The organism is Burkholderia sp. MS389 (assembly GCF_016899425.1).
Taxonomy (GTDB): domain Bacteria; phylum Pseudomonadota; class Gammaproteobacteria; order Burkholderiales; family Burkholderiaceae; genus Burkholderia; species Burkholderia sola.
Window position 1 is genome coordinate 1,573,809 of sequence record NZ_CP045995.1, and the last position, 23,487, is coordinate 1,597,295.

The following is a 23,487-nucleotide window of genomic DNA, read 5'->3' on the forward strand; positions in this document are numbered from 1 at the left end:
GCCTTATCGGATCTTGACTGATCAACGACTTCAAGCAGGCGGCCTAGAGTTCATCTTTCGCCAAGCGTCAAGCCTTTGAGATTCACCAACAAATCGGTCAGTGAGTCGGCCGATCTCTCCAGAAATTTCGGGTTCATCACCCCCATTCCTACTTCAAATACCTCTCCGCTGGAATTGATCAAAATTGCTTGACCACCACCATCATCCCCGATCATGAAATATCCAGGGAGGCACTTCTGGACTTCATAATCGACATTCCGCTCCGGCAAAATTTCTATCTCATGCAGAGCCAAGCAGCCCATCGAATTTAGCCCGTTGGTGATTTGGAGAAGGTCAACGCACTCTTTAGGAAAAGACAACCCGACCTTCGCCTCCGCAACATGAATCTGACTAGTGGTCGCTGGAATTCTCAGTTCGAAATGTTGACTAAGATACGCTTTATTTAGCATTGAAAGCCCCCCCCAAACAGTCTAAATACGTCAAATTTTTCCGTATCGCTCGTCTCACGACACTTTCTGGAACACCGGCCGCCCCCATCTGCCGGGCGGCCTCGTTAAACTCAGTCTGTACATCCGTATTGAAGCCGTTTTGATTTCGGAATGCCCGCTGCATACCGGAGATTTGGGCATGGATGGAGCCCGAAGTGCTCGACAGCAAAACCGCCGGCGCAGCTCGTGAACTATAGTCCCCGTTAGGAAACATCTGTTGCTTCGCCCATTCCTGCTGAATCGGATGATGTGACTGCACCACCCCCGTCGGCAACCGTATTCGTGTTACTTGGCGCGCGATTCGCTTTGCGGCTAAGGTTGCCGTGTTGATCTGCGTCATTCACGCGATAGCCGCCGGGGCCGGCGGCACGCCAAACCAAGCGGGTCAATCCAGGCGATCGGGTCCTCGACGACCGAGGCCAAGGAACCTAGTCGACTCACGTTGATCTGCCGCCTAAAAAACAAAGGCCGCTTACTCGGCCTCGCACTAAAAATCTCTCTAAATATTCAATCAAGACGTGGCAATAAATGCATCAGATTCGCTCGCCAGATGCCCAGCAACGACTGCCTCGACGGCCATCTCTTTCGCGAAGCTATCGATAATAATCAACTTTACCTTCTATATAATGGGTAAATACAGAAATCATCATTTTTGATATTTAGGCCAAACCATATTCCTGGAAGATTCATCAGCTGAACCAGCGGCTAGCCACTGATAGACATCGGCCAGCGGACATCGGTCGGAAGATAAGCTCTCCAACCGACATATACGTTGTCTTGGCCGCCGCTCTGGGGGGAACTAATTCCTGACACATCAGCCCCCCCTTCCGTCCCGACTGATCACAATGTGGATCAGATCCTTACAGACGAATCGACCACCACAATATCAAACCTCCCTGTAATGCGAGCCCGCTCTACGACGTCTGGATAATGAACACTCCCGCGTCTGGTCCCTCATGATCAAGATCACTTTTCAGAAGCAAGTAGCCGACCCCACCCACCAGAATGCTCTTGTGCGTGGGCGCGGCTTTGTTTAGACGTGAGTTGTTGAGTTGTAGGACATAAATCATCCCGTCTCTTTCTTCCTCATCCTGCACCCACGCGGGAATACCTGCGATTTTTGCAATGCCATTTTCTTCGCTGTCGTCAGCGGGGTTCTGCACGACGTCAATCCGCTTGGGCGGCAGAATAGGGCTTCCGTACCGGTCCACCGAAATATTGCTAGGACGATAGGCCAATGCGACCCCACCTTCGCTCATCGCGCTATCGATGTATCCGTCGTCTGTTAGCGAGTATGGGGAAAAGATGGACACCACCAAGTCGCTCTTCACACGGAGCCCAGACACATATTTGCAGAGAAACTCGGCAGGAAAGGTAGCCAGATGAAGCAACGGAGCACCGTTTGAATCAGCCGGCCAATTGAACGCTCCGGGCAAAAAGGGGCTCCCTCCGAAATAGGCCACGGATGGGGTTGGCTCCCCGTCAACAAAGATCAATTCATTGAACATCTACGATCCTCCTAATTACATGGACATGGGCACCGAGACAGGAAGCGTCCCGCTTGCCTTCGAAGTTCGCGCGCACGTGCCGCAGGAACACCTGCCTGGCGCAAGGCCCCTTGCCAAACATCCATCTGGCGCTTCGTAGGCAGCCCGTTCTCGCCGAATTGAAACTCATCTCGACCAACCCCCAGATGGAGGGCCGCTAACGCGTTCTCATTCTTGTGAACTTCCGTGTGCATCGGACGCGGAAGTGCAATCGACGGATTCGCTTTATTGCGTACCCCCTCAGGGGTAAGTCCCATCTGCTCCAAAGCCTCATTCCGAACAAACTCGTGTGCGTCCAGCTCGTCTCGAGCGTTTGCCTTTCCAGTCAAGCCTCCATAGCTGCCAAGTTGGCACTTTCTTGCCAGCCCGAGCGGATCAATCCACTGCCCCGGATTGGGTGCATATTGATAGGCATTTAACCCGCCAACCAGACCAATCGGATCCCTGCTGACAAAGCGCCCAAGAACAGGATCATAGTACCGATACCGGTTATACCTCAGCCCCGTCTCCGCATCCTCCTGCTGCCCCTGGAACCGAATCGGGTTCCTCGGCTCCACGCCCGCCGCCTTCGACACCCGCGCGATCACTTCCCGCGCCTCGCCCCAGGCCCGATACGACGCCTCCCACACCACCTCCCCCACCTCGTCCGTCATCAGCAACGGCGTCCCAATCTGGTCGCAGTGGTAATAGAACAAATGCGCGTCCGGCTGTGGCTGTTAAGCGCCTCGATGAGTCGCCCGCTGGCGTCGTACGCGAATCGCTCCTTGCTCGCACCCGAGGTCCAGCATACGATGCGGCCGGCCTGATCGAATTCGAGTTCGGTCACCTGCCCGCCCTCGTCGATCTTCACCGGCTGCAGCGTGCCCTCGCTGTATCCGTATGTGGTCCGCTTGCCGTCGAACCCGATCTCTTCCAGCAATCGCCCGGCCGGATCATAGTGAAATTGATAGGTCGCGCGATTCGCATCGGTCAACGCCGTCAGGCGACCGAGGCGATCGTAACGGTAGGCGAGCGTGTAGCCGAGCGCATCGACGCGGCCGGCCACACGCCCCGCGACGTCGTATGAAAAACGCGTGACGCGCTCAAGCGGATCGGTATGAGACAGCAGGCGGCCTTCGGCATCGTGCGTATATCGATAGGTGCCTGCCGGAGACGAGATCTCGCTGACCGCCCCATTCGGGCCGTACCGGTAAACCGTGGCATTGCCAGCCGCATCGATCGACTGCGCCAGTCGCCCGTCGGCATCGTAGCGCCACTTCGTCACCTTGCCCGAGCAGTCGGTGTACTGAAACAGTTGTGCCGCGTCATCGTAGACAAGTACCTTCGTACCGCCCTTCGCATCGACCATCTTGACCGGCATCCCGGCGGCGTTGTACGCATACTTCGTCTCGTGCCCGAGCGGGTCCTTCTGCGCGACCAGATTACCCGCGTCATCGTACGAGCGCTCCCACTCATATCCTTCGGGATCCTTGAGACGAACGAGTTGATCGCGGTCGTCGTAACCCATCTCGACCACAGCCCCGTCGACGCGGTAATGCTTCGTCATGTTCCCGCGTGCGTCGTAGTCCATCTCCTCGATGCCGCCGTCGCGATGAACATGCATGACCAGGTTGTTGTCCTGGTCGCGCCGCATCCACTCCTCGGTGCCATCCGGATACGCGATCCGGTACATGTATCCGCGGATGTTGTAGTAGTACCGCGTGACGTTGCCCAGTGCATCGGTGACATAGGTCAGGCGGATGTTCGGGTGCCACATGAGACGAATGTCGTGGCTGCCGTCGTCGGCATATTCGCGCACGCACCGAGCATTCGTGTTGTCGTCGCGCTCCGCCCCTTCCCACTCGAGGTTCATGCCGCGGCCGGTGCGATCGGTATAGCGCGTGATCAGATGACGGTCGTAAGCATACTGGCGCACGTTGCCGTAACGATCCGCCGCACGCACGAGATCGCCGTTCTCGTCGTACTGGTATTGGGCAAGCGTGGTGCGCGTGTTCGCGTCGACGATCTGCTCGATCGTCGTGACACGCCCGCGGCTGTCGTGACGAAACGCGAGCGTATGGCCGGCCGAACTGACGAGCCGCGCCAGACGATTCGCGTCATCGTAATCGAGCGCGATCGTATTGCCCGCGCGATCCTTCTGCAACGCGAGGCGGAACGAATCGCCGCGCTTCTCGTATACGTGCAGTAGATCGTGACCGTACGCGACCGTCGTCCACGTGTCGTCGAGCCGGCTCAGCGTCACACCTTCCACGCGGTCGTCGTGAACCGCACCTGCCGCGAGCGCCGGATATTCGATGTTGCGGCCGGTTGAATCGCTGTAGATCCATTTGCCGTCCCGAACATCGATGCGCGTCATGTACGGCGAGAGCCAGCGCGCGCCCAGTTCGCCGGCATCGTATCCGGCCAGCCGGGACCGATAGACGCGTATCCAGACGACGGGCATCGCACCCGGCAATTCGAAATCGGCATGGGAAAACGTCTCGTCGCCGAACGCGTAGCTGATCGAACCGCCCGACGCACCGACCCCGCACTCTTCGCAGTGGTCGACACCCGAGCCCTTCGCTCTCGTCTCCTTCTTCGTCGCGGCAAGGGGCACCTGCGGCCGCTGGGCCGTCGCTTCCGTCGTGCCCTGCGATTTGATGGATGCGGCCCGCATCGCGTCGCGCTTGTGCCGCAACGCGTTGACGAGCTTCAGCAGCAGCCACATCAGCTTGCCTTCGTCGCTGCCCTTCAGCTCGTTGATCTTGCCGACCACCACCGGAGCAAGCGTGCGCAAGGACACGGCAATCTGGCGAATCGGTGCGACGTATTCCTCCGAAATAAGCCCGGTCGCCGTGCTGGTCGCGGCGTTGGCGCCGCGCTTGACGAGCGCCGTCCTGGACTCGGCCAGATACCCCCACGCCCCCGTTACCAGATCCTTGCTGAACCATCCGCTCTTCTTCATCTGCTGACGATACTCGGCGGCCCGCCGCTCGTTCTCCGCAGGATCGAACAGTTGCCCCGCCAACACTGCATCGATGCCGTCCGCGAGACTTGTCAGGATCTCCCGTGCTTTCGCCGCGCAGTGATCGATCACATCGTTGAGCACGGCCTGCAGCTTCGTCAGGAAATCCTCGATCTCGGTCGCGCATGACGCCTGGACATGCGTGACGACGATCGATATGAGCGCGGCGCCGATGTCGCGCTTGTGAATCAGGATTTCATTGCGAATCAGCGCCAGAAGCGGCCGCGCCGTGAGGCGCATGGGCGCCAGTACCGGTGGAAATGGAATCACGCCGATCAGGTTGATCGCGAGTCCGAGATAGTCGAGCAGTTCGCCGCCGCGCTTGCGGATGATCGAGACGATGTCGGTGAGCGCATCGGCCAGCGCCATCAGGTTGTTGAGCACCGGAATCATGCTCGCGACCGTTTTCAGTCGATCGACGTCCACGTAGCCATGCGTCACGCTGATCAGCCACGCGTTGAAGCCTTCGCCAGATGCGACGACGTCGTCCGGATGAACATCGGTCAACCACGGGGTGGCCTGCTCATACTCCGCGCCCGGAGGGAGTTTTTGATCTGCCATGCTCTCAGGATTCTTCTGGTTGTTCGGCTTTCGACGTGCGGCGACGGCCTCGCCTTCTCGTGTCCCGGATGATCGGCCAACGGCTCGCGGCATTGTACCGACGATTGGGCGACGGGAAAATGAAAGGTCCGGTTTCCCCGTAGCCGCCCAATTCTTCGCGCCCCATTTATCGCGGCTCGCGGTCGCACCGACTTTATGTAAATTTCGTAACCGTCTGTCGCGGTGACAACGGCCGCCCGACGCTGAAAATGGCGCCCTTCCGGGGCGTGGCTCGATCGACACGGCCCCGATGCGACGGGATAAACAGGCCTTCCGCCGGTCCGTCGCCCATGCCCGCGTCGCAGACACCGCGGAAGCAGATTCGAAAGTCGTTCATCTCCGCGCCCCGGTAACATGCTACCGGGCCAACTACCGGCTTCCGGCTGCCTTTCGGCAACCGGCATTGTCGGCAAATCGTAAGTATTCCATGTCCATGCAACGACTATCCACGTACGCCCGCCGGATCGCGCTGATCGCGCTGCTGCAGTTCGCGGCGATCGCGACGGCGTCGGCGTTTCCGGCCGCCGCTTCCGCTCCCGTCGCGAGCGGCGTCGGCGCAACCGTGCCGGCCATCTCGCTGCCCGACGCCGTCGCGCAGCTCAAGCAGATGCAGGCCGAGCTGGACCGCATCAAGCAGCAGACGTCGACCGCGTCCAACAGCAAGGAGCTGGACGGGCTCGACGACTCGGCGCAGGAGCTGAGCACCGATGTCGCGAAACTGCAGAGCGATCTCACACCGCAACGCGCGCAGGTTCAGGCGCAACTCGACGTGCTCGGCCCGCCGCCGGCCGAGGGCGCCGCGCCGGAAACGCCCGCCGTCGCGAAGCAGCGGGCCGCGCTGGACGCACGCAAGACGCAGATCGATGCCGCGCTGAAGCAGGCCGCCGACCAGAAGACGAGCCTCACGAACCTGACCGAGCAGTTCGCGAAACTGCACCGCAGCCTGCTGAAGAACCAGCTCGCGTTCCGTTCGGGCAGCATCTTCAGCGCGCAGTTCTGGCTGCCGCTGTTCCACCTGTCGCCGGACGACCGTCAGCGGCTCGACGATTTCAACGGCGAACTGTTCGACATGCTGCGCTCGTCGTGGGTGCCCGGACAACGGGCGATCACCACGCTGCTGCTGATCGCCGCGTTCGCCGCATGGCTCGGCGGCCGCCGGCTCATCGAGCGCGGGCTCGCGTGGATCGCGCTGAACCGCCTGCCGCCCACCCGCTTGCGCCGCAGTGCGCTGGCGCTGTCGACCGCGCTGTCGACCTTCCTGGCGACGGCCATCGCGATTCAGATCCTCTACCTCGCCGTCGCGCGCCACTACGAACTCACGCCGTCGCTGACCGATCTGTGGGACCAGTTCGCGAAACTCGCCGCGACCTGCGCATTGATCGCCGGGCTCGGCCGCGCACTGCTCTGCACGAAGCATCCGTCGTGGCGCCTGCCCGCGCTCGCCGATCCCGTCGCGCTCGCGATGAAGCCGTTCCCCGCCGTCCTGGCCGGGCTGCTGCTGGTGTCGGGCACGCTCGAATCGATCAACCGGATCGTCGACACCAGCCTGTCGGTCACGCTGTTCGGCCGCGGCATCGTGTCGCTCGTCGTCGCGCTGACGGTCGGCGCGTCGCTGTTGCGCGCGAACCGTGCGCGCAGCGCCCTCGCGGCGGCAGGCGAGGCGCCCGAGCAGCGCTCGACGCTTGCCGGGCTAATCCATGCCGGCGTCACGCTCGCGATCGTCGCGTCGTTGATCGCACTCCTGATCGGTTACATCACGGTCGCGCGCTTCATCACGTACGAGCTCGTGTGGTTCGAGATCGTGCTGTGTGCGACCTACATCCTGATCCAGCTGACGCGCGACGCGAGCGAAAGCCTGTTCTCGTCGAGCCTGTCGACGGGCCAGCAGATCAAGCATCTGTTCGCGCTCGAAGATCGCCACCTCGACCAGGCGCGCACGGTCCTGTCCGGCTTCGGCACGAGCCTGCTGATGCTGATCGCGGCGATCGCGCTGCTGACGGGCGGCTTCGGCACGACGCCGGGCGACCTGCTCGACAGTGCGGTCGCGATGATCGGCAGCCAGCGGCTGCAGAGCCTGAACATCATGCCCGACCGGATCTTCAACGCCGTGATCGGCTTCGCGATCGGCTTCTACCTGCTGCGCTCGCTGCGCCGCTGGCTCGACGGCGAGTTCATGCCCGCGCTCGGCATGGATACGGGCATGCGCGTGTCGCTGATCACGCTGTTCACCAACGTCGGTTACGTGCTGCTCGTGCTGATGACGCTCGGGCTGCTCGGCGTCCGGTGGAGCAATCTCGCGTGGATCGTCAGCGCGTTGTCGGTGGGTATCGGTTTCGGCCTGCAGGAAATCGTGAAGAACTTCGTGTCGGGGCTGATCCTGCTGACCGAGCGCCCGGTGAAGGTGGGCGACATGGTCAGCATCGCGGGCGTCGAAGGCGACATCCGCCGCATCAACGTGCGCGCGACCGAGATTCAGCTCAGCGACCGCTCGACCGTGATCGTGCCGAATTCGCAGCTGATCTCGCAGAACGTGCGCAACGTGACGATGGGCAACAGCACGCAGGGCGTCGCGACGCTGGTGCTGACGTTCCCGCTGAACACCGATCCCGAGCAGGTGCGCGACCTGCTGCTCGATGCGTATCGCGAGCATCCGGCGATTCTCGACAAACCGGCGCCGTCGGTGACGTTCAGCCAGCTCGCGCCGGACGGGATCACGCTGAGCGTGACGGGTTACGTGTCGAGCCCGCGGATCGCGAGTTCGACGAAGAGCGACCTGCTGTTCGAGATCCTCAAGCAGTTGCGCGCGGCGGCGATCACGCTGTCGAGCCCGCAGATGCTGGTCGTGCAGAACATGCCGACGAACGATGGTCCGACGCCGCACGAATCGTAAGCAAGCCATCGAGCGGGTACGCTCGCGATCGATCGGCGTGCCGCACGCCTCGCAATAAACGACAAGGGCCGGTTACCGCTTTCGCGACAACCGGCCCTGTTCATTCGACCGTCGATGCGCCCTGGCCGGGCGCCCGCCCTCACACGTCGAACTTCACCCCCTGCGCCAGCGGCAGTTGCCGGCTGTAATTGATCGTATTCGTCGCCCGGCGCATATACGCCTTCCACGCGTCCGAACCCGACTCACGCCCGCCGCCCGTTTCCTTCTCGCCGCCGAACGCGCCGCCGATTTCCGCGCCGCTCGTGCCGATGTTCACGTTGACGATCCCGCAATCGCTACCGGCCGCCGACATGAACTGCTCGGCCTCGCGCATGTCGTTCGTGAAGATCGCCGACGACAGGCCTTGCGGCACCGCGTTGTGCACGTCGATCGCATCTTCGAAGTCGTCATAGACCATCACGTACAGAATCGGTGCGAACGTCTCGCGCTCGACCACCGCGGATTGCTTCGGCATCCGCACGATCGCCGGACGCACGTAGTACGCATCCGCGTGACCGACGTCGACGCGCTCGCCGCCCTTCACTTCGCCGCCCTGCTCGCGTGCATCGGCCAGCGCTTTCTGCATCGCGTCGAACGACGCACGATCGACGAGCGGGCCGACCAGCGTACCTTCCTCGAGCGGGTTGCCGACCTTCACCGACGCGTAGGCCTTCTCGATGCGCGGCAGCAGTTGCTCGACGAGGCTGCGATGCACGATCAGGCGGCGCAGCGTCGTGCAGCGCTGGCCGGCCGTGCCGACCGCCGCGAACGTGACCGCGCGCACGACGAGGTCGAGATCCGCGCTCGGCGCGACGATCATCCCGTTGTTGCCGCCGAGTTCGAGGATGCCGCGCGCCAGGCGCTGGCTCAGCACCTTCGCGACTTCCTGGCCCATCCGCACGCTGCCCGTCGCGCTGACGACCGGCACCTTCTTCGACGCCGTCAGCACCTCGCCGACATCGCGCATGCCGAGCACCAGCTGGCTCAGCTCCGCCGGCGCGACGCCCGGATGCGTCTTCTCGAACTCACGGAGCGCCTTCTGGAGCAGCACGTGACATGCGATCGCGGTAAGCGGCGTCTTCTCGGACGGCTTCCACACGACCGAATCGCCGCACACGAACGCGAGCGCCGCATTCCAGGCCCACACCGCGACCGGGAAATTGAACGCCGAAATCACGCCGCACACGCCGATCGGGTGCCACGTTTCCATCATCCGGTGGCCCGGGCGCTCGGACGCGATCGTGAGGCCGTAAAGCTGGCGCGACAGACCGACCGCGAAATCGCAGATGTCGATCATTTCCTGCACTTCGCCGAGCCCTTCCGACGTGATCTTGCCTGCTTCGAGCGTGACGAGGCGGCCCAGCTCGGCCTTGTGCTCGCGCAGCACGTTGCCGAACACGCGCACGAGTTCGCCGCGCACCGGCGCCGGCACCGTGCGCCACTTGAGGAACGCGTCGTGCGCGGCGTCGATCTTGCGCTCGGCGTCGGCGGGCGTGTCGACGGCCAGCGTCGCGAGCGTCGCGCCGTCGAGCGGCGAGCGCGCGGTCAGCGCATTGCCTTTCCACTGGGCGAGATCGATGTCGAGCGCGGCAAGAATGTCGTTGAATTGCATCACTTCCTCTTCAGGGACAGATTGATCGGTGCGGCGGCAGCGCCGCCCGCGTGATTCGATTGGAGCGCGTTCGAGCGCCTCGTGCAAGCGGATGCGCCGCGCGGCGGGCCCGGTGCGCCATCCGGCGCATCGCGCGGCGCCGCCGCCGGCAAGCCCGGCCGGACGGCGCGCCCCAGCCTCGCGAGGCACGATCCATGAAACACATTGTCGATGGCCACAAGTCGGGCCGCTATTGATATTAACTCACGACTTCATTCCCAAAACGCAAGAAGTCAGCCGCGCAGCCGCGCCTTTGCCTACGCTGATATCAGACGGTTCCAAAGCCCGCAGACGGGCACGCGGACGCGTCCCGGCCCGACGCAAGTTGATGACGATCCCGCATCACCCTGTGCGGAAATATCGTTTGCCGCCCGTGCATCGGACCCCACACAATCGGTGCGACGTCGAGGTGCAACGCACCCGGCGCGCCGCCGGCCGCCACGACCGCCGCCGGACGACCGACGAACGCGACACGCACCACGGCCCGGGTCAGCGGGCCCGCTTCGCACCGCATCACCGCTGCCCGGCCCACGGCCGGCAACGCGTCGCGCTTCGTCACCGAAAAACAATCCCGGAGACAGCGCCCAGCGCCCGCCATGCATTCAGACGCCCGCCCCGATTCGTCCCGCCCGTCCGGCTCGCCGCCCGCGAAGCCGTCCCTCCACCGTGCGCTGCAGGCGCGCCATCTGCGAATGATCGCGATCGGCGGCTCGATCGGCACGGGCCTGTTCGTCGCGTCCGGCGCGTCGATCTCGCAGGCCGGGCCCGGCGGTGCAATGCTCGCGTACATGATGATCGGCCTGATGGTCTATTTCCTGATGACGAGCCTCGGCGAAATGGCCGCGTTCATGCCGGTATCGGGCTCGTTCGCGACCTACGGCGCGAAGTTCGTCGACGATGGCTTCGGCTTCGCGCTCGGGTGGAACTACTGGTACAGCTGGGCCGTGACGCTGGCGGTGGAGCTCGTCGCCGCGCAGCTCGTGATGCACTACTGGTTCCCGCACGTGCCGGGCGTCTGGTGGAGCGCGCTGTTCCTCACGCTGATCTTCGCGCTCAACGCGCTGTCGGTGCGCGGCTTCGGCGAGGCCGAATACTGGTTCGCGCTGATCAAGGTGCTGACGGTGCTCGCATTCGTCGGCGTCGGCCTGCTGATGATCTTCGGGATCATGCAGGGCGGCCCGAGCGCCGGCTGGGGCAACCTCACGATCGGCGACGCGCCGTTCGTCGGCGGCTGGGCGACGATGCTCGGCGTCGCGATGATCGCGGGCTTCTCGTTCCAGGGCACCGAGATGATCGGCGTCGCGGCCGGCGAATCGGAGAATCCGCGCACGACGATTCCGCGCGCGGTGAGCCAGATCTTCTGGCGCATCCTGCTGTTCTACGTGTTCGCGATCTTCGTGATCGGCGTGCTGGTTCCGTACACCGATCCGAGCCTGCTGAAGAGCGACGTGACCGATATCGGCGTGAGCCCGTTCACGCTCGTGTTCCGCCACGCTGGGCTGGCCTTCGCCGCAGGCGTGATGAACGCGGTGATCCTGACGGCCGTGCTGTCGGCCGGCAACTCGGGCATGTACGCGTCGACGCGCATGCTCTACAACCTCGCGGTCGAAGGCCGCGCGCCGAAGCTGTTCGCGAAGCTGTCGCCGGGCGGCGTGCCGCGCAACGCGCTGTATGCGACCACCGCGATCGGCGCACTGTGCTTCCTCACGTCGCTGTACGGCGACAAGACCGTCTACCTGTGGCTGCTGAACACGTCGGGCATGGCCGGCTTCATCACGTGGCTCGGCATCGCGGTCAGCCACTACCGGTTCCGCAAAGGCTTCCTGAAACAAGGCTACCGGCTCGACCAGTTGCCGTACCGGTCGAAGTGGTTCCCATTCGGCCCGCTGTTTGCGTTCGCGCTGTGCGCGGCCGTCGCGCTCGGCCAGGACTATCAGGCGTTCCTCGCCGACAAGATCGACTGGACCGGCGTCGCCGCGACCTACGTCGGCCTGCCGTTCTTCCTCGCGATCTGGCTCGGCTACGCGCTCGTGCGCAAATGCCGGCTGGTGCGCTACGAGGACATGGACATCGCGCCGTGGATCGAACGCAACGCGACGCATGAAGCGACCGAAAAGGCCGACGCCGGCTATCCGGCCTATGTCGCCCGTCCGGCCAACCCGACGCCGGGCGCCTGACGCCCGGTCACGCGCCGGCAGCCGCCCCTTCGCGGCGGCCGCTGCGCTGAAATCCCCATTCGACGCGGCGCGCGCGTTCAGGCAAGATCGACGCGCGCCGTCCGCCTTTCCGCCGTCACGAGTCACCGAACACGCATGCAGAACTTCTACGAAGCCACCGTTAGCCGCCAGCCCTACCCGCAACTGACCGACACGATCGATACGCAGGTCTGCATCGTCGGCGGCGGCCTCGCCGGGCTGTGCACGGCGCTCGGCCTCGTCGAGCGCGGCGTGCACGACGTCGTCGTGCTCGACGGCGAACGGGTCGGCTTCGGCGCGTCGGGCCGCAACGGCGGCTTCGTGTTCGGCGGCTACAGCCTCGACAACGCCGACCTGCTGCGCACGCTCGGCCGCGACGAAGGGCGCCGGCTGTACCGGCTCACCGTCGACGCGGTCGACCTGATCCGCGCGCGCATCGCCCGCTACGGGATCGACTGCGACATCGTCGACGAAGGCGTGATGCTCGCGAACTGGTTCGACGATCCGTCGCGGCTCGACGGCGTGCGCACGCTGATGAAGCAGGAATTCAACGTCGACTGGGAACCGGTCGCGACCGACGCGCTGCGTGCGCGGCTGAAGACGCAGCGCTATTACGGCGGCCTGTTCGAGCCGAACGCATTCCACTTTCATCCGCTGAAGTACGTGCTCGGCGTCGCGGCGGCCGCGTCGCGCGGCGGCGCACGCGTGTACGAACGCTCGGCCGCGCTCGGCATCGCGCGCGACGGCGCCGGCTACGTCGTGCGCACGGCGCAGGGCGCGGTGCGTGCGAAGGACGTCGTATTCGCCGGCGGCGGCTACGCGCGCGGCGTGTCGCCGCGCATCGAGCGCGCGGTGCTGCCGATCGCGACCTACGTGATCGCGACCGAACCGCTCGGCACGCGCCTGCCCGACGCGATCGACGCGCCGTACGCGATCTACGACACGCGTTTCGCGTTCGACTACTACCGTCCGCTGAAGGACACGCGGATTCTGTGGGGCGGCCGGATCTCCGTGCTCGATCGCGGCCCCGACGCGATCGCGCGCCTGCTGCGGCGCGACCTGCTGCGCGTGTATCCGCAACTGGACGGCGTGAAGGTCGACTACGCGTGGGGTGGGCTGATGAGCTATGCGCGGCACAAGATGCCGCAGATCGGCCGCGACACGGACGGCGTGTGGCACGCGATCGCATTCGGCGGTCACGGGATGGCGCCGACCACCGTCGCCGGCGAGGTGCTCGCCGCCGCGCTGGCGGGAGAGCGTCCGGTGCCGGACGGCTTCGCCGCGTTCGGGCTCACGCGCACGTTCGGGCTGGCCGGCCTCGCCGCCGCGCAGCTCACGTATACGGCGTACCAGGCCCGCGACGCGCTCGCGTCCTGCCGCCGCTGAGCGCCCGCCGCAGCCTTGCCGATTAGAGCGGAAGGTCGGCCGGGCGGGCATTTCCCACATGCTAGAATGCCTTTTCCAAGCCGCCGCGAACCAGAACAAAGTCACATGAAAGCAGGAAGCAAGGCCGCCACGTCCGACCCCCGCGCGCTTGCGTCCGACGCGCGGCGCAAATACGATCCCGAGCAAACCAAGCGCAACATCCTCGACGTCGCCACGCAGGAATTCTCCGCGATGGGCCTCGCCGGTGCGCGCGTCGACGCGATCGCCGAGCGCACGAACACGACGAAGCGGATGCTCTATTACTACTTCGAAAGCAAGGAAGGCCTGTACGAGGCCGTGCTGGAGAAAGTATACGGCGACATCCGCGCGCTCGAGCAGGAACTGCACGTCGGCGACATGGAGCCGCGCGAAGGCATGCGCCGTCTCGTCGAATTCACGTTCGACTATCACGACAAGCATCGCGATTTCGTCCGCCTCGTGTCGATCGAGAACATCCACGGCGCGAAGTATGTCGAACAGCTGAAGTCGTTCAAGAACCGCAACGTCAGCATCATCAAGACGCTCGAGGAACTGGTCGAGCGCGGCGCGGCCAGCGGCGTGTTCCGCAAGGACATCGACGCATTCGATCTGCACCTGCTGATCAGCTCATTCTGCTTCCACCGCGTGGCGAACCGCTACACGTTCGGCGCTGCATTCGGCCGCGACCCGTCGGCACCGCGCCTGCGCGCGCGACACCGCGACACGATCGCCGACGCGGTGCTCCGCTACGTCGCCGCGTAAGCGGCGGTAGTCGCCGGCCGGGGCACGCGACATCCGCGCCCCGCGAACTTCATTCAGCACTTCAGCGCATCAGTCCGTCGGCGCGGTCGACGCCAGCGCGATCCGCGCCTTCTGTTCCGGGCTCCCCGCCACGTAATACTTCTTCGCCCAGCTCGAATCGGGCGCGAGCGCGAGCCGCGCATGCGTACCCGTGCCGTGCTGCTGCTTCGCATGGATCGCCAGCGCGCGGGCGCGGTAGTGCTCGTACAGCCGCAGGAATTCCGCGAGATAGATCGCCGCGATCCGCTTGTCGCGGATCTCGAGCAGGTTCTCGTCGTTGTACTGCTCGGAATTGCGGCTCATGTTCGCCGAACCCGTATAGACGACCGGATTCGCGCCTTCCGCATCGATCACGATGAACTTGTGATGGATCACGACGGGCGGGAAAGCCGGCGCCGGTTCGCCCGGGAAAAGCCGCAACTCCGGCTCGAAACCCTGCGGCACCGTGGCCGGCGAGAAATACGACGCGTCGATCACGTCGTGGTTGTCGCGGCTGCGGTGGTACAGCTCGAGGTTCGCGAGCGTCGCCGCATCGAGTGTCTGGCCGTCGTGCTGCGCGGTATCGGCCTTCGTCGCGCTGCCGATGCTGATCTTGTTCACGAGGCCGAACATCATCAGCCCGCGGTCGCCAGCCGCGAAACACGCGTCGCGCAGCGCCGCGTCGGTCGGCATGAACAGGCAGAACGACACCGAATGCTTCGCGGCCGCGATCGCGGCGACGATCGTATCGATCTCGGTACGCTGCCCCGCGGGCTCCGGCGAGTACGCGACGCGCACCTGCGCGCTGCCGATCGTCATCGGCGCCGACCAGCCCGGCGACAGCCGCGCGGTCTCCGCAATCGACGGATTCCCGGCCAGCGCATGCGCGCGCTCGTTGTACAGCGCGGCGAGCGCAGGCGAGTCGAACGCATGCAGCACGTTGGCCTGCTCGGTCAGCCCCTCGGTCGTGAAGTTCGCGGAGCCGGTCAGCACGCGCGCGGGCGCCGGGTTCGACGGCGCATCGGTCACGATGAACTTGTCGTGCATGATGTGCGTCTTGTCGCGCGGCGCGAGCGTCGCGAGGCCCTGCAGCGCATCGACGGCCGGCTGGTTCGGCGACGGCAGCGGCGGCTTGCCCTTGCGCGCCGTCGTGTGCGCGTCGTAGACGATCGCGAGCGACGCTTCGCCGTGCTGGCGGCCGAACGCGTCGAACGCGGGCAGCGCCCACAGCGTGTCGGTCAGGTGATAGACGGCCGACACCGCGCGCGATGCCGGATCGAGCATCTGCGCGAACACCTGCTCCATGTCGTTCGCGAGCCACGTGCGCAACTTCAGCGCCTGCGCGGCGCTCGGCGCCTCGTTCGGCGCGAGGCCGAGCGCCGCGACCTGCTTCGCGAACGCCTGCGAGCTGACCACCGCACGGTTGAACCACGTGCCGATGCCGTCCTCGACGTGCGCGGGCAGCACGACGTCGCACACGCCGGCTTGCGCGTCGAGCACCTGCAGGTTCGCCGGCGTGCCGACGACCGGATAGACGTCGTAGCGGAACGACGCACCGCGGTCCTGCGGATCGATGCGCGCGTCCCACCACATGAATTTCTGGATCGGCGCCTGATCGGTCGGCGCATCGCCCTGCGTGTCGGCGGCCGGGCCGTCGAACGTCAGGCGGTTGGGCAGCCAGCTGTCCGGCGCACGCGTCTTGCCGTCGGCCGACCAGAAACCCGGCGTGCGCCGGATCGCGAAGCCGAGGAAATCGGACCGCGACGCCGCATCGGGCCAGTCGAAAGCCAGCAGGACCAGGGTGGGGGAAAGATAGCTGCGCACGCTGACGGTCATTCGTTGCTCCCTGGCCCGGCGGCCGGTCGAGATGAATGCGTCAGTCTTGATGGCGGTTCTTCCCGCGCGATGACCGTTCGATGAACCTTGTATGTCGGACGCGCGTCAGTCGCACACGAGCAGCTCGATCCCGCGCGCCGTCAGCGCGCGGCGCACGGCCTTGTCGGGTGCGCGTTCGGTCACCAGATAGCGGGCGGCGGACGTGCCGTTGATCCGCACCGGCGTCACGCGGCCGAATTTCGAATGGTCGGCGACGATGATCGCCGTGCCCGCCGCCGCGATCATCCGGCTGCGCACTTCGGCGGCGAGCCGCGAGTAGTCGGTGCACTCGCCGTCGGGCGTGATGCCGCCGGCGCCGACGAACGCGAAATCGACGTGGTATTGCGCGAGCTGGTGGATCGTGTCGAGCCCGAACGTGGCGTCCTCGTCGTCGGACAGCTCGCCGCCGAGCAACGTCACGCGGTTGCCGTTGCGCCGCGCGAGCACGAACGCGGTACGCCAGTCGTTCGTGTAGATCGACAGCCGGTGCCGGTCGGCGAGCGCCAGCGCGACCGCATGCGGCGTGCTGCCCGAATCGATCAGCACCGATGCATCGTCGGGCACGAATTCGGCCGCGCGCCGCCCGATCGTGCGCTTCGCGTCGGCGTTCGCGGCTTCGCGCTCGGACAGGCTCGGCTCGCGGCGATCAGCGGCCAGCGCGCCGCCATGTGTCATCACGAGCAGGCCGCGCGCGGCCAGCGCGTTCAGGTCGCGCCGCACCGTTTCGCGCGACACGTCGAGCGAACGCACGAGTTCCGCGACCGTCAGCGCGCCCGAGCGTCCGAGCGCCGACAGGATGTATTGATGACGTTGTTCCGCCAGCATCGCGTGTGCGCCCGAGGCGACTGGTAATGGGTAAGCCGGCCATTGTATTACGGACGTTTGACGACCATTTGACCGGGCCGGGAAACACGGCCCGGTAACACGGCCGGGCGGCGGCCGCGCGCGTTGCCCGAAAGCGAAATTCTGTATTGCCCGGCGCGCGCGAATCCGCGCGGCGCCGGTTGCTACACTTTGCGCTTCGCCGAACGACCGACCAAGACCGACCAATAAAGGGGCTCGCGCCATGTATCGCAAAGGCAGTGTGATCGAAATCCAGTTTCCGCCGGAACGCCTCAACGACGCGGCAGGCGATCCGTACTGGATCGACCTGACGCTCGACGAAGCGCGTCGGCTCTACGAACAGCTCGCCGCGCGCTTCGCGACCGACGCACGCGCCAACCAGCCGCTCGATACGTTCTCGATCGACTGAGCGTCGCTGCTGCGCGCCCATCCGCGCAGCGCCGTGCCGTGCGGTGCCGCGGACGATCATCCCCGCCGCGCCGCGCACCGGCGCGCGATGACCGCCGCCCCGCTCACGCGCCGCGCGGCATGAGTGCAGGATTCGACAAGACGCCAGCGTCGCTTCGCCCGATACTGGCCGACTTTCCGGATCTGTCCGGCCGCGTCGCGGCCCGTCACGCATGCTCAACTCGATCGTCGCCGCCGTTTTCGTCGCGCTGTGGTCCACCGGCTTCATCGTTGCACGGGCAATCAAGCCCTACGCCGATCCGAACCTGTTCCTGCTCGCGCGCTTCGCGGGCACGGCCGCGCTGTTCGGCGTGGTCGCGCTCGCCGCGCGCGCGCCGTGGCCGGCCCGCCGCGAATGGCCGCGCCACCTGATCGCCGGCGCGCTGTTGCAAGGCGTCTATCTCGGCGCGAGCTACTGGGCCGTCGCGCAAGGGTTGAATGCGGGCGTGATGGCGCTGCTCGGCGCGCTGCAGCCGCTTGCCACCGCCGTGCTCGCGGTTCCGCTGTTCAACGAACGTCTGCCCGCGCGCGGCTGGCTCGGGATGGCGCTCGGGCTGGCCGGCGTCGCGCTCGTGCTCGCGCCGAAAGTCACCGGCGGCGTCGCGCCGCCGCCGGGCGCCGCGCCTACGTGGCTCGTCGTCACCGTGTCGGTGCTGGCGGTCGGGTCGATCACCGCCGGCTCGCTGTACCAGAAAGGCAAGCTCGCGCAGAGCGACCTGCGCACGGCGGTCGCCGTGCAGAACTTCGGCGCGGCGCTCGTCGCGGCCGTCTTCGTCGTGCTGCTCCATGAAACCCGCTGGATCGACGCGCCGGCGCTGTGGGTGTCGCTCGTGTGGGGCGTCGTGTTCCTGTCCGGCGGCGCGGTCACGATGCTGATGTGGATGCTGCGGCACGGCAATGCGGCGCGCGCGACGTCGCTGCTGTTTCTCGCGCCGCCGCTGGCCGCGCTGCAGGGCTACGCGCTGTTCGGCGAAACGCTCGCGACGATCCAGCTCGCCGGCTTCGCGCTCGCGCTGGTGGGCGTCGTGCTCGCGCGGCGCTGACGGGCGAAGACGCACGCGGGATCGAGCGGCCACGCCATCATCGGGCCTCCATCCCTCCTCGCTGAAGCCGCGCGCACGGCCGCCCTTCGCGCAGCATCTCCTGCACCCGCCCGGCGCACCGCGCACCACGGCGATGCGGCGCGTCTCGCCGATGCAACGCGAAACCGCCGGAAACGCCTGTCCGGCGCGGCGGCGCGCCGCGATTGCGCTTATGATGAGCGCCTTGCATTTCGTCCCGGAACTTTCCTCATGACATCCGCCGATTACGCCAGCCGCCAACGCGCGATCATTGCCGAACTGAACGTCGCCCCGCACTTCGACGCCGAGGCCGAAATCGACCGCCGCGTCGATTTCCTCGCGCAATACCTTCGTTCGACCGGCCTGCGGACCTACGTGCTCGGCATCAGCGGCGGCGTCGATTCGTCGACGGCCGGCCGGCTGGCGCAGCTCGCGGTCGAAAAGCTGCGCGCCGGTGGCTACGACGCGCGCTTCATCGCGATGCGCTTGCCGAACGGCGTGCAGAACGACGAAGGCGATGCGCAGCGCGCGCTCGCGTTCGTGCGCGCGGACGAGGTATTGACGGTCGACGTGAAGCCGGCCGCCGATGCGATGCTCCGTTCGCTGGTCGCGTCCGGCCACGCGTTCGAAAACCCCGCGCAACAGGATTTCGTGCACGGCAACATCAAGGCGCGCGAGCGCATGATCGCGCAGTACGCGGTGGCCGGCGCGCGGCGCGGCATCGTGATCGGCACCGACCACGCGGCCGAATCGCTGATGGGTTTCTTCACGAAGTTCGGCGACGGCGGCGCGGACATCCTGCCGCTCGCGGGCCTGAGCAAGCGTCGTGTGCGCGGGGTCGCACGCGCGCTCGGCGGCGACGAGCTGATCGTGATGAAGGTGCCGACGGCCGACCTCGAGGAACTGCGCCCGCTGCGCCCCGACGAGCACGCGTATGGCGTGACCTACGACGAGATCGACGATTTCCTCGAAGGCAAGCCGGTCGCCGACCGCGTCTACGAAACGGTGCTGCGCTTCTACGACGGGTCGCGCCACAAGCGCGCGCTGCCGTACACGATGTTCGACTGGCCGACCGCCTAAGCCGGCCGCCCGGCTACCGACATACCGCCGCGCGCACCGTCACGGCTGCGCGCGGCACATCGGCGCCGGGCAACGCTATGCGTTCCCGCCCGTCTTTTTCGCCTGCAGCGCACGAATCCGCAGCCGCGCGCCCGTATCGCTGACCGTCGCGTCGTACATCGTCGCGAGGTCGCGCTTGAGCGCGGTGCGCGAGCCGCCGTCGAGATACACCATATGCCCCGACGGATAGAATCGCGCGGACAGGTTCTGCCGCACCTTCTGGTCCTCCAGCGGCATCTGCTGCAGATCGATCACGGTCTGGTAGAACGGCGTGACGAAATCGTAGAGTCCGTTCGCCGACAGCACCTTCAGGTCGACGTTCAGCGCCATCACCGCGGCGAGGTCGCCGGCCGTGTAGAGGATCACGTTCCCCTGCGCATCGATGCCCTGCTGCGCGCCGGTCGGGTCGATGTGGCTGAAATCCCAGTTCTTGAAGGCCTGGTCGTTCAGGTCCGTGAACGCCGAGTTCGACGTGAACTTCAACTGCTCGTTCAGGTAGCTGTTCCACATCGCCGTATAGACGCCCGTCACGGCCGTCATCGTCGGATCGTTGCCGCCCGAATTCGGGTCGATCTTGCCGGCGATGCCCGACGAGATCCCGGTCACGCGGCCGTCGTACGAACCGAGCGCGAGCCCCTGCGCATGCAGCAGCGTCGTCAGGAACAGCGAATTGCCGCGCGTGTCGTAACCGGCGATGTCGAGCCCCCACGATTGCAGCGTCGCCGTATCGATGCCCGTGTATGCCGACAGCTTCTGCACGGTGGCCGGGTTCGCATGCGGCATCGCGCGCAGCGCGCTCAGGTAGTCGGTGCGCGCGAACTGCGCGACTTCCTCGACGAACGCGCCGAGATCGCTCGGCGCCGGCTTGATGCCGAGCTTCTTGTGATACCACGCATCGGCCGCGGCGGTCGGCAGCGCGCCGACCGGGTTGCCGGCCTGCCGGTAGTCGAGGATCGACGACTGCAGCGTGACGCCGTTCAGGTCGACGCCGTCCTCGTGCAGCTTGTACGCGAGCACGCAGCTGCGCGCGGTGCCGTACGATTCGCCGAACAGGTATTTCGGCGAATTCCAGCGGTTGTTCTTCGTCAGGTAGCGCTTGATGAACTGCTTCAGCGAATTCGCATCCTGGTCGACGCCCCAGAAGTCGCGGTTCTTGTTCGGCGCGACGGCCGCCGAATAGCCGGTGCCGACCGGATTGATGAACACCAGGTCGCTGTGGTCGATCATGCTGTCCGGGTTGTCCTCGATCTGGTACGGCGCGGGCGGCGTGAACCCCGGCATCGACGTCTTGATACGCTTGGGCGCGAACGAGCCGAGCAGCACGAACACCGACGACGAACCGGGCCCGCCGTTATAGAAGAACGTCACGGGCCGCGTTTCCTCTTTCGCGCCGTCGGCCGTGAACGCGACGTAGAAAATCTTCGCGGCCGGCTGCGAACTGCTCGGATCGACCGTCACCAGGTGGCCGACCGTCGCCGTGTACGCGATCCGCTTGCCATCGATCAGGATCGTGTGGTGCGTGATCGCGGCCGCCTCGGTCGTGTCCGTCACCGAGTCGTCGGGGCCGTTGCCGTACGCGACCGGATCGAAGAACGGCTGGTCGCGGCCGTGGCTCAGCGCGACCGGGTTGATGGTCGGCGGCACGCCATGCGAATTGTGGTCGCCGTGATGCAGCGGATACACGCCGCCGGAAGATGCGGAATCGATGCCCATCGTGCTGCTCCTGGAGGTGAAAAAAGACGCGGGCAGACCACCCGCGTCGAACGGAAAGGCGTGCGCCGGCGCGTCAGCTCGACGGCTTGCGCGCGAGGATCGTGGCGAGTTGCGCACCGTTCGGGCTGCCGAGGCCCGTGCACGCGTCCCAGCCGGACGCGGCCGCATACGTGCCGTTCGATCCTTTCGTGATGTCGCGCAGCGCGCCCGGATGCTTGTACAGCACCGGATTGATCCAGCCGGCCGGCGCGCCGGCCGTCGCATTGATCCGCGCGATCAGCGCGGCCCACAGCGGTGCGACCGCGCTCGTGCCGCCCATCACCGAAGGCGTGCCGGCGACCGACACTTCGTAACCCGTCTGCGGCGACGCGTCGCCGGCCACGTCCGGCACGCCGCGCTTCGCGAGCGGCGAGGTGGTGCCGTCGGCGCGCGCGACCTTCAGCCCCTGCTGCCATGCCGGCAGGTCGAACAGCGAACTGACGCCGCCGCCGCCCGCCCCGCCGCCGGCCGCCTCGTCGTTCCACGTGACCTCGCTGCGGATGCCCTGCCCGGGCAGCGCGTCGAGCTGCGTGCCGCCGCAGCCGAGCACGTACGGGCTCGACGCGGGGAAATCGACGTGATCGGCGCCATCCTGCAGCCCGTCGCCCGAGCCGCTGTCGCCCGACGCCGCGCAGACGGTGATGCCCTGCGCGGCGGCCGCCTGCAGCACGCGGTTGAACGCATGGGCGGACTGCGCCTGCCAGATCGCTTCCGGGCCGCCCCAGCTGATCGAGATCACGGAAGGCCGGTTGGTCTTGTCGGTGACGGCCGCGTTGACGGCCTGGATGAAGCCCGCGTCGCTGTTCGGCGCGAAGTAGACGGCGATCTTCGCGGCCGGTGCGATCGCGCCGGCGATCTCGATGTCGAGCGCGACTTCGCCGTCCGGGCCGTTCGGCTCGCCGGTCGGTGCGTTGCGGCCGGTGCCGACGTTCACGTCGACGAGCGTCGGCGGCGTCGTGATCCCGAGCCCGCGGAAATACTGCTGGATGTCGGCCGCGCGATAGCCGCCGCCGAGTTCGACGATCGCGATGCATTGCCCGGCGCCGTCGCCGGCCGGAAAGTCGTACAGCGACGCAAGCTGGATCGGCGTGAACGTGACGGCCGCCGCGCCGCGCGCCGGCTTGAACGGCGGACGGAAGCGAAAGTGCGGCCGCGCCTGCGGCCGGCTGTCGAGGCCCAGCACGGCCGTCACCGCATCGCCGAGCTCGTCGGGCAGCGTGATCGGGCCCGAACGGCCGCGATACTGGCCGATCGACCGATGCTCGAAACGCTCGAGCTTCACGCTGAACGCGGCTTCGAACTGCGCGATCGTGCCGGACACCACGACGACGCTTTCGACCGGGTCGACACGATCGACCGCCAGTTGATGACGGTGCGCGAAGTCCTCGGTCTTGCGGATGTCGTCGGGATTGGCGGAGAAACGCTGCGCGAATGCGTCGCGCGACAGCGGTTTTGCACCGGCGTCGCCGCTGGCGAGCTGGTGGACCAATGCATCGAGTTGCCCTTCTTCCTGCCGCCGCAACATGATCGTGACGTGGATGCGTTCTGCCGGATCGCACTGGCCGAGACACTTGGACTCGGCGACGATACGGGGTTCACGGTCGGCTTGAAGATGCCTTGCCATGTTCAGACCCTCCTTGGTACCGCGTTGCACGGAACAGCCAGGAAATCGGACATAGCCCGCGGAAGACGGTTCCGTTCGGTCAGTCGATTCGCGACGGCGCGTCTGCGACGGCGCGTTTGCGACGGCGCGTTTGCGACGGCGCGAAGGTAGAGGAAGTTTAGAACAGTC

The 23,487-nt window shown here is 65.9% G+C and carries 17 protein-coding genes; 7 read left to right on the top strand and 10 right to left on the bottom strand.

The features are described 5' to 3' along the window. Positions 1 to 50: 50 nt before the first annotated feature. From GJG85_RS23400 to GJG85_RS23415, 5 genes are all read right to left on the bottom strand, one after another. Positions 51 to 449, bottom strand: a complete 399-nt coding sequence (locus GJG85_RS23400) for an SMI1/KNR4 family protein (protein ID WP_204383879.1) — start codon at positions 447 to 449, stop codon at positions 51 to 53. Next, positions 439 to 828, bottom strand: coding sequence for a hypothetical protein (locus GJG85_RS23405; protein ID WP_204383881.1), 390 nt, complete (start codon positions 826 to 828; stop codon positions 439 to 441). The genes GJG85_RS23400 and GJG85_RS23405 overlap by 11 nt, the downstream gene beginning before the upstream one ends. Before the next feature lie 574 nt (positions 829 to 1,402). Then, positions 1,403 to 1,996, bottom strand: coding sequence for a DUF1963 domain-containing protein (locus GJG85_RS23410; RefSeq protein ID WP_176016380.1), 594 nt, complete (start codon positions 1,994 to 1,996; stop codon positions 1,403 to 1,405). 11 nt (positions 1,997 to 2,007) lie between these two features. Further along, positions 2,008 to 2,730 (bottom strand): RHS repeat-associated core domain-containing protein, encoded by a 723-nt coding sequence (locus tag GJG85_RS35060; protein ID WP_239468941.1) that lies wholly within the window; start codon positions 2,728 to 2,730, stop codon positions 2,008 to 2,010. Next, complete coding sequence (locus GJG85_RS23415) at positions 2,688 to 5,882, bottom strand: DUF6531 domain-containing protein (protein ID WP_239468942.1); 3,195 nt, start codon at positions 5,880 to 5,882, stop codon at positions 2,688 to 2,690. The genes GJG85_RS35060 and GJG85_RS23415 overlap by 43 nt, the downstream gene beginning before the upstream one ends. A gap of 184 nt (positions 5,883 to 6,066) precedes the next feature. Between GJG85_RS23415 and GJG85_RS23420 the strand changes: the two genes are divergently transcribed. Beyond that, positions 6,067 to 8,529 (top strand): DUF3772 domain-containing protein, encoded by a 2,463-nt coding sequence (locus tag GJG85_RS23420; RefSeq protein WP_050016282.1) that lies wholly within the window; start codon positions 6,067 to 6,069, stop codon positions 8,527 to 8,529. Between the two features lie 139 nt (positions 8,530 to 8,668). Here the strand turns inward: GJG85_RS23420 and GJG85_RS23425 are convergent, their stop codons facing one another. Further along, positions 8,669 to 10,180 (bottom strand): aldehyde dehydrogenase family protein, encoded by a 1,512-nt coding sequence (locus tag GJG85_RS23425; RefSeq protein ID WP_050016288.1) that lies wholly within the window; start codon positions 10,178 to 10,180, stop codon positions 8,669 to 8,671. Positions 10,181 to 10,911: 731 nt separating this feature from the next. Here GJG85_RS23425 and GJG85_RS23430 point away from each other — a divergent pair. From GJG85_RS23430 to GJG85_RS23440, 3 genes are all read left to right on the top strand, one after another. Next, positions 10,912 to 12,396, top strand: coding sequence for an amino acid permease (locus GJG85_RS23430; protein ID WP_343300065.1), 1,485 nt, complete (start codon positions 10,912 to 10,914; stop codon positions 12,394 to 12,396). A gap of 135 nt (positions 12,397 to 12,531) precedes the next feature. Continuing rightward, positions 12,532 to 13,800, top strand: coding sequence for an FAD-binding oxidoreductase (locus GJG85_RS23435; RefSeq protein WP_050016295.1), 1,269 nt, complete (start codon positions 12,532 to 12,534; stop codon positions 13,798 to 13,800). 105 nt (positions 13,801 to 13,905) lie between these two features. Next, positions 13,906 to 14,580: a TetR family transcriptional regulator gene (locus GJG85_RS23440; RefSeq protein WP_012339399.1), complete on the top strand. Its 675-nt coding sequence runs from the start codon at positions 13,906 to 13,908 to the stop codon at positions 14,578 to 14,580. 69 nt (positions 14,581 to 14,649) lie between these two features. Here the strand turns inward: GJG85_RS23440 and GJG85_RS23445 are convergent, their stop codons facing one another. After that, positions 14,650 to 16,434: a phospholipase D-like domain-containing protein gene (locus tag GJG85_RS23445; RefSeq protein ID WP_089489685.1), complete on the bottom strand. Its 1,785-nt coding sequence runs from the start codon at positions 16,432 to 16,434 to the stop codon at positions 14,650 to 14,652. A gap of 105 nt (positions 16,435 to 16,539) precedes the next feature. Beyond that, positions 16,540 to 17,298, bottom strand: a complete 759-nt coding sequence (locus GJG85_RS23450; protein ID WP_050016302.1) for a DeoR/GlpR family DNA-binding transcription regulator — start codon at positions 17,296 to 17,298, stop codon at positions 16,540 to 16,542. 241 nt (positions 17,299 to 17,539) lie between these two features. On the opposite strand from GJG85_RS23450, the gene GJG85_RS23455 reads away from it, so the two are divergent. The 3 genes from GJG85_RS23455 to nadE all read left to right on the top strand — a co-directional run bounded on the left by GJG85_RS23455 (position 17,540) and on the right by nadE (position 19,904). Continuing rightward, positions 17,540 to 17,725: a hypothetical protein gene (locus GJG85_RS23455; RefSeq protein ID WP_006480515.1), complete on the top strand. Its 186-nt coding sequence runs from the start codon at positions 17,540 to 17,542 to the stop codon at positions 17,723 to 17,725. A 211-nt stretch (positions 17,726 to 17,936) separates the two neighbouring features. Then, positions 17,937 to 18,806, top strand: a complete 870-nt coding sequence (locus tag GJG85_RS23460) for a DMT family transporter (RefSeq protein WP_204383885.1) — start codon at positions 17,937 to 17,939, stop codon at positions 18,804 to 18,806. Between the two features lie 249 nt (positions 18,807 to 19,055). Further along, the gene (gene nadE, locus GJG85_RS23465) at positions 19,056 to 19,904 is read left to right on the top strand and encodes an ammonia-dependent NAD(+) synthetase (protein ID WP_204383895.1); all 849 of its coding nucleotides are present in this window, start codon (positions 19,056 to 19,058) and stop codon (positions 19,902 to 19,904) included. 75 nt (positions 19,905 to 19,979) lie between these two features. Here the strand turns inward: nadE and GJG85_RS23470 are convergent, their stop codons facing one another. Further along, the gene (locus tag GJG85_RS23470; RefSeq protein WP_089489687.1) at positions 19,980 to 21,656 is read right to left on the bottom strand and encodes a peptidase S1; all 1,677 of its coding nucleotides are present in this window, start codon (positions 21,654 to 21,656) and stop codon (positions 19,980 to 19,982) included. Between the two features lie 73 nt (positions 21,657 to 21,729). After that, positions 21,730 to 23,319: a S53 family peptidase gene (locus GJG85_RS23475; protein ID WP_204383897.1), complete on the bottom strand. Its 1,590-nt coding sequence runs from the start codon at positions 23,317 to 23,319 to the stop codon at positions 21,730 to 21,732. Positions 23,320 to 23,487: the final 168 nt, after the last annotated feature.

Excerpts from the sequence above, each read along its gene's own strand:
- GJG85_RS23400 (WP_204383879.1), bottom strand. The coding sequence starts at position 449 with ATGCTAAATAAAGCGTATCTTAGTCAACATTTCGAACTGAGAATTCCA.
- GJG85_RS23405 (WP_204383881.1), bottom strand. The coding sequence starts at position 828 with ATGACGCAGATCAACACGGCAACCTTAGCCGCAAAGCGAATCGCGCGC.
- GJG85_RS23410 (WP_176016380.1), bottom strand. The coding sequence starts at position 1,996 with ATGTTCAATGAATTGATCTTTGTTGACGGGGAGCCAACCCCATCCGTG.
- GJG85_RS23420 (WP_050016282.1), top strand. The coding sequence starts at position 6,067 with ATGTCCATGCAACGACTATCCACGTACGCCCGCCGGATCGCGCTGATC.
- GJG85_RS23425 (WP_050016288.1), bottom strand. The coding sequence starts at position 10,180 with ATGCAATTCAACGACATTCTTGCCGCGCTCGACATCGATCTCGCCCAG.
- GJG85_RS23430 (WP_343300065.1), top strand. The coding sequence starts at position 10,912 with ATGATCGCGATCGGCGGCTCGATCGGCACGGGCCTGTTCGTCGCGTCC.
- GJG85_RS23435 (WP_050016295.1), top strand. The coding sequence starts at position 12,532 with ATGCAGAACTTCTACGAAGCCACCGTTAGCCGCCAGCCCTACCCGCAA.
- GJG85_RS23440 (WP_012339399.1), top strand. The coding sequence starts at position 13,906 with ATGAAAGCAGGAAGCAAGGCCGCCACGTCCGACCCCCGCGCGCTTGCG.
- GJG85_RS23445 (WP_089489685.1), bottom strand. The coding sequence starts at position 16,434 with ATGACCGTCAGCGTGCGCAGCTATCTTTCCCCCACCCTGGTCCTGCTG.
- GJG85_RS23450 (WP_050016302.1), bottom strand. The coding sequence starts at position 17,298 with ATGCTGGCGGAACAACGTCATCAATACATCCTGTCGGCGCTCGGACGC.
- GJG85_RS23455 (WP_006480515.1), top strand. The coding sequence starts at position 17,540 with ATGTATCGCAAAGGCAGTGTGATCGAAATCCAGTTTCCGCCGGAACGC.
- GJG85_RS23460 (WP_204383885.1), top strand. The coding sequence starts at position 17,937 with ATGCTCAACTCGATCGTCGCCGCCGTTTTCGTCGCGCTGTGGTCCACC.
- nadE (WP_204383895.1), top strand. The coding sequence starts at position 19,056 with ATGACATCCGCCGATTACGCCAGCCGCCAACGCGCGATCATTGCCGAA.
- GJG85_RS23470 (WP_089489687.1), bottom strand. The coding sequence starts at position 21,656 with ATGGGCATCGATTCCGCATCTTCCGGCGGCGTGTATCCGCTGCATCAC.
- GJG85_RS23475 (WP_204383897.1), bottom strand. The coding sequence starts at position 23,319 with ATGGCAAGGCATCTTCAAGCCGACCGTGAACCCCGTATCGTCGCCGAG.